Here is a 10,132-nt window from a genome sequence, read left to right as displayed (position 1 = left end):
GGGAGACAGTATCTACAAATCAATTTTACCAATCACACAAACCTAGCCCCATGCTAGGTTTTTTATTTGGGCGTGAGTGTGCTATCCTAGCATTATTCTTTATTGACTAAATCTAATATGACTTATTCCGACTGGCTAACTTATGCCAACCAATTATTAACCGAAAAATTAAGCCAAGATCCTTATCTGAATGCGAAATTAGATGTGAACTTGCTATTACAAGCGGTGACAAAACGCTCGCGCTCTGCGATTTTTGCATTTGGAGAAACAGAGCTGAATGAAGCAGAGCAAAATCAGCTAAATCAGATGTTGGAACGTCGCACAAAAGGAGAGCCAATGGCGTATATTTTAGGTGAAAAAGAGTTTTGGTCGTTGCCATTAAAAGTTTCGTCTGATACTTTGATTCCCCGCCCAGATACAGAACGATTGGTTGAAGTCGCATTAGATTGGGCAAACAAGCGGTTGGAAAATCAAGAAAGTTTGCAAATTTTAGATTTAGGGACAGGGACGGGAGCAATTGCACTGGCACTAGCTTCTGAATTAAAGCAGAAAGTGCAAGTATTAGGTGTCGATTTTAAGCCCGAAGTGATAGTACTTGCGGAAAGTAATCGCCAAACGTTGCAGATTGAAAATGCTCGTTTTCAGCAAAGCGATTGGTTTTCAACATTAGGAAATCTGCAGTTCGATTTGATTGTAAGTAACCCGCCTTATATTGATGCGGAAGATGAAAATTTGCAGATTGGCGATGTGCGGTTTGAGCCTTTAACCGCATTAGTGGCAGATAATCATGGTTTGAGCGATTTGCAAAAGATTATCGAAAATGCACCGCTTTATTTGAAGCCGAATGGGGCGTTATTTTTAGAACATGGTTGGCAACAAGCGCACGATGTGCAACATATTTTCCGCCAAAATCATTGGCAAGCAGTTGAAACTTTCCAAGATTATGCCAATTTAGATCGTATTACTAAGGCTGAGAAATAAAGCTAGAAAAGTAAAAAAGAATAAAAAAGAAGGACAAAATGGACGATATTATTAACGAAATTTTGCAAGAACTGGAGTCGCCGAAAACCACTATAAGTGATGAAAAATTGCAGACGTTTTTGTATGAAGAGATGGAGCGAATTGGTGGAATTGTGGATGAAAGCGTAACACCTCGCCAACGTAGTGCACGTACTTCGGCTTTGGTACGCAAGGTGAGACCACTCATTACTGCCGAAAATGAGCTTGATAGATTGCATCAATTGCTAGATGTGATTTATTGCCAAATGAAATTTTCTTATCGCTACACCGACTATTTCAACAGCGATAATTTGGTGCTGCATAAAGTTTTGCAAACTAAGCAAGGAATGCCCGTCTCTTTTGCGGCAATTTTGCTCTATTTAGCGGCGAAATGTGGCATTCCGCTGTTTGCGGTGAATTTCCCTACACAAATCATTTTGCGTGCGGAAATTACTCACTATGATGGTCGCCAAGAAACGCTTTTTATTAATCCTGCAGATGGTAAGTTTTTAAGCATTGAAGATTTAGAAAAATGGCTAGATGGCGAACCACCAATGGTTGGTGTGTTGGTTACACCTGTTTTAATTCGTCGAGCTAAGCCGTTTGAACTATTAGAACGGGTCGAAACGCTCTTTAAAATGGCATTAACCAAAGAAAAAAAATTCCAAGAAGTGCTAGAAATGATAAGCTTCCGTCTCATTTTCTCGCCTGATGATCCGTATGAAATTCGCGATCGCGGGATGATTTTTGCCACGATGGAATGCTTCCAAGCTGCTTATGAAGATTTAAGCTATTTCGTTGACCAATGCCCTGATGATCCTTCTGCGGTGATGATAAAGATGGATATTAAGCAGCTTGAGCAAAAAGGCAAAGAGATAGTTTTACACTAGTTTTCCCTATTTTATTACCGTAAGGACTAAAAAATGACCGATAAAATCGTAAAAGTCGGCAACGTTGAAGTTGCGAACAACAAGCCATTCACCCTGTTTGGTGGAATGAACGTATTAGAAAGCCGTGATATGGCGATGCGTGTGTGTGAAAAATATGTAGAAGTTACGCAAAAATTGGGCGTGCCTTATGTATTTAAAGCCTCTTTTGATAAAGCGAACCGCTCTTCGATCCATTCTTACCGTGGACCAGGAATGGAAGAGGGGTTAAAAATCTTCCAAGAACTAAAAGATACATTCGGTGTGAATATCATCACTGATGTGCACGAAATCTATCAATGCCAACCTGTTGCGGAAGTAGTAGATGTAATCCAGTTACCTGCTTTCTTAGCTCGCCAGACCGACTTAGTTGAAGCGATGGCGCGTACAGGTTCAGTAATTAACGTGAAAAAACCACAATTCTTAAGCCCAGGTCAGATGGGAAATATTGTAGAGAAAATCGAAGAGTGTGGTAACGACAAAGTGATTCTTTGCGACCGAGGAACAAACTTCGGTTATGATAATTTAGTTGTAGATATGCTCGGCTTCAACATGATGAAGAAAGTCTCTAAGGGTTGCCCTGTGATTTTTGATGTGACTCACTCACTGCAATGCCGCGATCCATTTGGTGCAGCTTCTGGCGGTCGTCGAGATCAAGTCACAGAACTTGCACGTGCGGGTATGGCGATTGGTTTAGCAGGGCTTTTCTTAGAAGCACATCCAGATCCAAACAACGCAAAATGTGATGGCCCTTCAGCTCTACCACTTTCTAAATTAGAAGCCTTTGTTTCACAAATGAAAGCGATTGATGATTTAGTGAAGTCATTTGAAGAGATTGATACCTCTAACTAATTTAATAAGTATCTACCAAAGGAATATAAAATGAAAAAAATAATGTTATTTGGTACTATTTTGGCACTTTCTGCTTGTTCATTACCTCAACAACAAAGCTCTGTGCCAATGGATGCGCAAGCTGTTCAAGCATATCAACAACGTATTAATACTAAAAATACTGTTGATAAAAACCACCCTGTACAGCAAGAAGCTCTGAATCAAAGTGATACACGTAAAAGAGAAGTAAATTATTATCCTGCTGTTCCTGCGATTTACCCTGCGGTACATTATGGTCATTGGTATTACTAATCTTATCTGTGCTAAAATGCCCTGTCTTTTCTTGAAGGTAACTTACTATGAAAAAAATCGTTATTCTAGGATCGACAGGGTCCATTGGCAAAAGCACCCTTTCGGTCATTCAAAATAATCCGTCTGATTATCAAATTTTTGCTTTAGTAGGCGGAAAAAATGTGGAGTTAATGGCAGCACAATGCGTATTATTCCAACCTCAATTTGCGGCATTAGATAATGAAGATGCAGCCGCACAGCTCAAAGCCCACCTCATAACACTTAACATCAAAACGGAAGTATTAGCCGGGCAAAAAGCAATTTGTGAACTTGCCTCTCACCCTGAAGTAGATATGGTAATGGCTGCAATTGTTGGGGCTGCGGGACTTTTGCCTACACTTTCTGCTGTTAAAGCGGGGAAACGAGTATTACTTGCAAATAAAGAAGCGCTGGTCACTTGCGGGCAGATTTTTATTGATGAAGCGAAAAAGTCAGGTGCAAAACTCTTGCCTGTTGATAGCGAACATAATGCGATTTTCCAATCTTTGCCTGTGGAAGCGCAAAATAAGATCGGTTTTTGCCCGCTTGCAGAGCTTGGTGTGAGCAAAATTATCTTAACAGGTTCAGGCGGCCCGTTCCGTACTAAACCATTAAATGAATTTGATGCGATTACGCCTGCTCAAGCAGTAGATCATCCAAACTGGTCGATGGGTAAAAAAATCTCAGTGGATAGTGCAACAATGATGAACAAAGGCTTGGAATATATTGAAGCACGTTGGTTGTTTAATGCAACCGCAGAAGAGATGGAAATTATTATTCATCCGCAATCCATAATCCATTCGATGGTTCGTTATATTGATGGTTCGGTAATTGCTCAAATGGGAAATCCTGATATGTGCACGCCAATTGCACACAGTATGGCGTACCCTGATCGCATCAATGCGGGTGTACCACCACTTGATTTTTTTAAACTTAAAGAATTAACCTTTATTGAGCCTGATTTTGAACGTTATCCAAATCTTAAATTAGCGATTGATGCTTTCTCTGCTGGGCAATATGCAACTACCGCAATGAATGCTGCAAATGAAATTGCTGTTGATGCATTTTTAAATGAGCAGATCCGTTTTACGGATATTGTAAATGTGAATCAAAGTGTTGTTGAAAATATGGCACCAATTGATATTCAAGAAATTGATGATGTTTTATATATCGATAAACTGGCGAGAGAATTAGCAAAACAAATTGTATTACAGATATAAAATATTAAAACGGTTAGACGAGTAAATAGAAAAGCGAATTTTATTCCTTTCTCCTTATCATCGTTGAAAAAAGAGGCTTTTGCCTCTTTTTTCTACTACGGTGTCTTAATTTCAAGCGGTAATTTTTTATAAAGTTTTACCAATTAAAGTTTTTCAACCAACTCCACCGCATAGCCAATATAGCTTGCTGGTGTCATCTCTTTTAAGCGAGCTTTTTCTGCTTCTGGCAAGCTTAAACCGTCGATAAATTCACGCATTGCTTCGCCTGTTACACGTTTACCGCGGGTGAGTTCTTTTAGTTTCTCATACGGTTTTTCGATGCCGTAGCGACGCATTACTGTTTGAATTGGCTCTGCTAACACTTCCCAGTTTTGATCTAATTCATCACGTAAATGCTGCTCATTTACCTCTAATTTGCTAATGCCTTTTAAGGTTGAAGTATACGCAATTAATGCATAGCCTAAACCGACGCCTAAGTTACGTAATACGGTTGAGTCGGTTAAGTCTCGTTGCCAGCGAGAGATTGGTAATTTTTGACCTAAATGGCTCATAATTGCATTCGCTAAGCCTAAGTTACCTTCGGAATTTTCGAAGTCAATTGGGTTTACCTTGTGTGGCATGGTTGAAGAACCAATTTCGCCCGCAATAGTGCGTTGTTTGAAGTGGTTTAATGCAATGTAGCCCCACATATCCCGGTCGAAGTCGATCACGATAGTGTTAAAACGAGCGACACAGTCAAAGAATTCTGCAATGTAATCGTGTGGTTCAATTTGAGTAGTATACGGGTTCCAAGTTACCTCTAAAGATTGTTCGATGAACTCTTGGCTGAAAGTATACCAGTCAATATCTGGATAAGCTGATAAATGAGCGTTGTAGTTACCTACAGCACCATTGATTTTCGCCAAAATTTCTAAATTTTCGAGCTGTTTATATTGGCGTTTTAAGCGGTAAGCGACGTTTGCCATCTCTTTACCGATGGTTGTTGGGCTGGCTGGCTGACCGTGAGTGCGAGAAAGTAATGGAATGTTTTTGTAACGCTCTGCAAGTTCAACCACAGCATCAATCACTTTTTTCCACTCTGGCAATAATACTTCTTCACGTGCGGTTTTAAGCATTAACGCGTGCGAGGTATTATTGATGTCTTCAGAAGTGCAAGCAAAGTGAATGAATTCGTTGATTTTGTAAAGCTCTGGCAAGGCTTCGCATTTCTCTTTTAAGAAGTATTCCACCGCTTTTACATCGTGGTTGGTGGTACGTTCGATGGTTTTGATACGGTTTGCATCTTCAATAGAAAAGTTTTCCACAATGCTATCAAGATAGTTGCTTGCTTCTACAGATAATGCTGGCACTTCTTGAATTTGTGTATGTGCAGCTAATTTTTGTAACCAACGCACTTCGACTGTAACACGATATTTTAATAGACCAAATTCACTAAAAATCGGGCGAAGGGCTGCCGCTTTGTCTTGATAACGACCATCAATTGGGGACAAGGCGGTTAAAGCGTTAAGTTCCATTGAGATTTCTCCGTAATAAATAAAAATAAGCGGGTGAAATATAGCATTTTTTTGCAAATCTTTCACGAATGAAAAGGGAAAGCGGAGAACACTCCGCCTGAATTTTATAATTGAATGTCTAACTTATAGTAAGCTCGCAAGGCTTTTTCTCTCGCTTTTTCAGTATTCTCATCGCGAGCTAAAATCACGCCCATACGACGGTGACCATCTACGCTACCTTTACCAAATAAGCGAATATTTGTGCCGATTTCTTCTAACACTTTATTGAGATTTCCAAATGTAACATTATCTGATTTACCTTCCACTACAATCGCTTTAGAAGCTGCTGGGCTAATTTGATAGATCTCTGGAATAGGTAAGCCTAAAATTGCACGAGCATGTAAGGCGAACTGGGAAAGTTCTTGAGAAGCCATTGTGACCATACCCGTATCGTGTGGGCGAGGAGAGACCTCGTTGAAAATAATTTCATCGCCACAAACAAAAAGTTCTACGCCGAAAATACCACGACCGCCAAGTACTGAGGTGATCTTCTCAGCTACTTCTTGAGCTTTGCGTTGAGCTACTTCGCTCATGACTTGTGGCTGCCAAGACTCTTGATAATCGCCATTTTTCTGAATATGCCCAATCGGTGCAAGGAATGAAGTGCCGTGAATATGGCGAACTGTGAGCTGCGTAATTTCATAATCAAACTGAATAAACCCTTCCACAATCACACGCCCGCTACCTGCACGGCCACCTTCTTGAGCATATTGCCACGCTTGCTTAATTTGGTCGGCTGATTTAATAATCGATTGCCCGTGTCCAGAAGAAGACATTATCGGTTTGACCACGCAAGGAATGCCAATTTCTGCAATGGCTTGCTTGAACGCATCGAAATTATCTACAAAGCGATAAGGCGAGGTTTTTAACCCTAATTCTTCAGCCGCTAAACGGCGAATACCTTCACGGTTCATTGTTAGTTTTGTTGCTTTCGCTGTTGGAATCACGTTATAGCCTTCGTTTTCTAATTCTACTAAGGTATCAGTCGCAATGGCTTCCACTTCTGGAACGATGAAATCAGGCTTTTCTTTTTCGACCAACGCACGCAATGCCTGTCCGTCTAGCATTGAGATGGTATATGCTCGATGTGCCACTTGCTGAGCAGGTGCATTTTCATAGCGATCAACTGCAATCACTTCTACACCTAAACGCTGAAGTTCAATCACGACTTCTTTACCTAATTCGCCTGAGCCTAACATCATTACTTTAGTTGCATTCGGTCTTAACGCTGTTCCGATTGTGGTCATGTCTTTGATCCTTTTGAGTAAAATAAAAAAGCAAACGTTTGCGTGAATTATACAGAAAAGCGGTAAGATTTTGTAATTTTTTTGTAAAATCTTACCGCTTAATAGAATGCTCAAGTCTAAACCTGATATTTTGTTTTGTCTCCGATATCAAAGTGCAACGGCATTCGCCATTTTTGAATAGACAGAATGAGTAATAAAATGCCAATAATGATTGAGAAAATTCGCACTAGCAAAGCTTGCTCAAAAACAAAAGCAAACCAAAGTATAGCAACAAAAATCGGTTGAGCATTTAAACCAAATATTCTAAAACAGAAATATTCTTTATAACTTAATCCTCCAATTACAAGCAACATTGCTCCCAATGCAATCATTGGCAGGTTGAAAATGAAACAAAGTAACCCTATCCATGCAGCAAATTGAAAAATAAGACGAAATTGTTTGAGGTACAAATGCAAAGATGAAGCAAGCATAGTACCCGCAATTAATAATCCTCTTATTGCTATTTCAGATTGATAAGGCAACAAGAATATTGCAAGTGTCGCCAAGACAAAGCCTGAGCGGTAAATGATTACGGTAAGATAATCCCAGAAATCCATCGGGGATTTAATGTGCGGATCTGCCATTTCTTTCTCCTTTATAAATTATGTGTTATCTAATTTCTGATTGCTTAAAAAATTCCCAATCAACGCTTTTACGATTTCTACATCTTTCAAGATTTCTGCTTGTTTTACTTCCGCTACGCGTTTAACTCCATTTCATGTTCTTTAGTGATTTTCTCTTGCTCTTATGACGAAAATACCAACTAATAAATACATAAATAGCCTCTATCATTGATGAAAAGATAATTGCTTTATACTGTTAAAGTGGTGAAATTTCAAGCCTGTTATTTGAAATAATCTTTTCAAAATAGGTTATGTGTCTCTAAATTATTTCAAATTAGAATACACCTATTTGGTAGAATCTCAAGAATATTTCCAAAAATTCAGTTGGAAATTTCCCTTAATACTGGTTGAGTGAATTTGTTGGAAAAAACAGCGTAAAGCAGTTTTTTTAAGCAAATAAAAGTTCTATACTAACTCCAATTATTTCTATTGTTTGGAGTTTTTATGTCAGACCGTTCCCCTAACATCACCACCCACGATCCCTTTGGTAGCTTGCTCGGTTATGCCCCGGGTGGGGTCGCGATTTATTCGTCGGATTACAACACTGCCGATGAAAAGGAGTTTCCCAATGATGCGGCGTTTCGTAGTTATGTCGGGCGGGAATATATGGGCTACAAATGGCAGTGCGTAGAGTTTGCCCGCCGTTATTTATATCTCAATCACGGTATGGTGTTTGCCGATGTGGGGATGGCGTATGAGATTTTCGCACTGCGTTTTCTTCGCCAAGTGGTTAACGATGCCTTGTTACCGCTGCAGGCGTTCGCTAATGGCTGCAAACGCAAACCACAAGCGGGTGCATTGTTAATTTGGCAGGAAGGGGGCGAGTTCAAGCATACGGGGCACGTGGCGATTATTACTGATGTGTTAGAAGATCGGGTGCGTATTGTGGAGCAAAATGTGATTCACTCGCGTCTTCCAAGCGGTCAGCAATGGACGCGTGAATTGCCGATGAGCGTTACCGAACAAGGCTATCTTCTGCACGATACTTTCAACGACACTCACATTCTCGGCTGGATGATTCAAACCGATGATACCGAATTTGCCGAGCCGCAACCTTTCCCAAAACCGACCGCACTTTCTCTTCAAGCTCGCCACGTGAAAAATCACGGACAATTTGACGGCAAATGGCTCAATGAAAATGCGCCTTTTGATGCAGCTTATATCAAAGCAATGGGCGGGCATAAAGTGAGTCATTCCGACCAATATCGCTATTTTGCGATGTCTGAAAGTGCTCAACAAGAGCTGATTCATGCGACTAATGAACTGCATTTGATGTACCTGCACGCCACCGATAAAGTGCTGAAAGATGATAATTTGTTGCAATATTTCAACATCCCGAAATTGCTTTGGCCACGCTTGCGGCTCTCTTGGCAAAATCGCCGTTATCAAACCATCACAGGACGTTTGGATTTTTGTATGAGCGAGCGCGGGCTGAAAGTCTATGAATACAACGCCGATTCCGCTTCTTGCCACGCTGAAGCAGGCGATATTATGAGCCGTTGGGCGAAACAAGCGGTGGGAAATACGGGAAAATTTACAGGTGAAAACCCAGCGGACGGCTTACGCAATGCCTTAGCTGATTGTTGGCAACATAGCCAAGCCAGCTCGCTCGTGCACATTCTACAAGATCACGATGATGAGGAAGATTACCACGCGATGTTTATGCGACAAGCTTTGTTGCAAGCTGGTTTCCAAGCCAAAATTATTCACGGCACAGAAGGGCTACATTGGGACAAACGTGGTCAGCTGATTGACGATGATAATAATTTGGTGCAAACCGTTTGGAAAACGTGGGCATGGGAAACGATGCTTGAGCAGCTCCGCGAAGATGCCACAGGCATGGAAGTTGCTCCGCCGATTCGCACAGGTTACCCCGAAGATAAAGTACGGTTAATTGATGTGCTACTGCGTCCAGAAGTGTTGGTATATGAGCCACTTTGGACAGCGATTCCAAGCAACAAAGCGATTTTGCCCGTGCTTTGGTCGCTCTTCCCAAATCACCGTTATTTGCTAGAAGCGAGTTTTGAACTCACGCCAAACCTGATTCAAAACGGCTACGCCCAAAAACCGATTGCTGGTCGCCGTGGTGATAACGTGAAATTGATCGGTGAAAACAACGCTACACTCGATACCACCGATGGGCAATTCAGCAAACAAGAAAACATCTACCAACAACTTTGGTGCTTGCCAAAAGTGGAAGAACAATACCTGCAAATTTGTACCTTCACCGTCGGCGGTCATTACGGCGGCACTTGCTTACGTTCTGATCCAAGCCGCGTGATTATGGGCAATAGCGATATGCAACCGTTGAGAGTAGTAAAGGATAGAGCGTTTTAAGGGAAAAATTGCGTAAAGACAAGCGGT

General features: G+C 41.0%; 9 protein-coding genes. 6 read left to right on the top strand and 3 right to left on the bottom strand.

Features of this window, described 5'->3' with window-relative positions:
• Positions 1 to 117: 117 nt before the first annotated feature.
• From prmC to ispC, 5 genes are read left to right on the top strand one after another with little or no spacing between them, the layout of a single operon-like run.
• Positions 118 to 981 carry a peptide chain release factor N(5)-glutamine methyltransferase gene (gene prmC / locus B0185_RS03960; RefSeq protein ID WP_005706045.1) on the top strand — a complete coding sequence of 288 codons (864 nt, stop codon included), beginning with the start codon at positions 118 to 120 and terminating at the stop codon, positions 979 to 981.
• A gap of 38 nt (positions 982 to 1,019) precedes the next feature.
• Positions 1,020 to 1,889 carry a SirB1 family protein gene (locus B0185_RS03955; RefSeq protein ID WP_005706061.1) on the top strand — a complete coding sequence of 290 codons (870 nt, stop codon included), beginning with the start codon at positions 1,020 to 1,022 and terminating at the stop codon, positions 1,887 to 1,889.
• Between the two features lie 33 nt (positions 1,890 to 1,922).
• Positions 1,923 to 2,777: a 3-deoxy-8-phosphooctulonate synthase gene (gene kdsA / locus B0185_RS03950; RefSeq protein ID WP_005706055.1), complete on the top strand. Its 855-nt coding sequence runs from the start codon at positions 1,923 to 1,925 to the stop codon at positions 2,775 to 2,777.
• Positions 2,778 to 2,807: 30 nt separating this feature from the next.
• Positions 2,808 to 3,068: a hypothetical protein gene (locus tag B0185_RS03945; RefSeq protein WP_005706044.1), complete on the top strand. Its 261-nt coding sequence runs from the start codon at positions 2,808 to 2,810 to the stop codon at positions 3,066 to 3,068.
• A gap of 47 nt (positions 3,069 to 3,115) precedes the next feature.
• Positions 3,116 to 4,306, top strand: coding sequence for a 1-deoxy-D-xylulose-5-phosphate reductoisomerase (ispC, locus tag B0185_RS03940; protein ID WP_005706049.1), 1,191 nt, complete (start codon positions 3,116 to 3,118; stop codon positions 4,304 to 4,306).
• 143 nt (positions 4,307 to 4,449) lie between these two features.
• Here the strand turns inward: ispC and purB are convergent, their stop codons facing one another.
• The 3 genes from purB to B0185_RS03925 all read right to left on the bottom strand — a co-directional run bounded on the left by purB (position 4,450) and on the right by B0185_RS03925 (position 7,729).
• Positions 4,450 to 5,820 (bottom strand): adenylosuccinate lyase, encoded by a 1,371-nt coding sequence (gene purB, locus B0185_RS03935; protein WP_005706037.1) that lies wholly within the window; start codon positions 5,818 to 5,820, stop codon positions 4,450 to 4,452.
• Positions 5,821 to 5,924: 104 nt separating this feature from the next.
• Positions 5,925 to 7,106, bottom strand: a complete 1,182-nt coding sequence (gene purT, locus B0185_RS03930; protein ID WP_005706047.1) for a formate-dependent phosphoribosylglycinamide formyltransferase — start codon at positions 7,104 to 7,106, stop codon at positions 5,925 to 5,927.
• A 116-nt stretch (positions 7,107 to 7,222) separates the two neighbouring features.
• A complete protein-coding gene (locus B0185_RS03925; protein ID WP_005706060.1) occupies positions 7,223 to 7,729 on the bottom strand; it encodes a DUF2301 domain-containing membrane protein in 507 nt (168 codons plus the stop codon).
• A gap of 483 nt (positions 7,730 to 8,212) precedes the next feature.
• On the opposite strand from B0185_RS03925, the gene gss reads away from it, so the two are divergent.
• Positions 8,213 to 10,105, top strand: a complete 1,893-nt coding sequence (gene gss, locus B0185_RS03920; RefSeq protein WP_005706057.1) for a bifunctional glutathionylspermidine amidase/synthase — start codon at positions 8,213 to 8,215, stop codon at positions 10,103 to 10,105.
• The last annotated feature ends 27 nt before the right edge of the window (positions 10,106 to 10,132 follow it).

The sequence above is a fragment of the Haemophilus parahaemolyticus genome (assembly GCF_002015035.1).
Taxonomy (GTDB): Bacteria; Pseudomonadota; Gammaproteobacteria; order Enterobacterales; family Pasteurellaceae; genus Haemophilus_A; species Haemophilus_A parahaemolyticus.
Note: the sequence above shows the minus strand (reverse complement) of the source record. Positions and strands in the feature narration are given on the sequence as shown.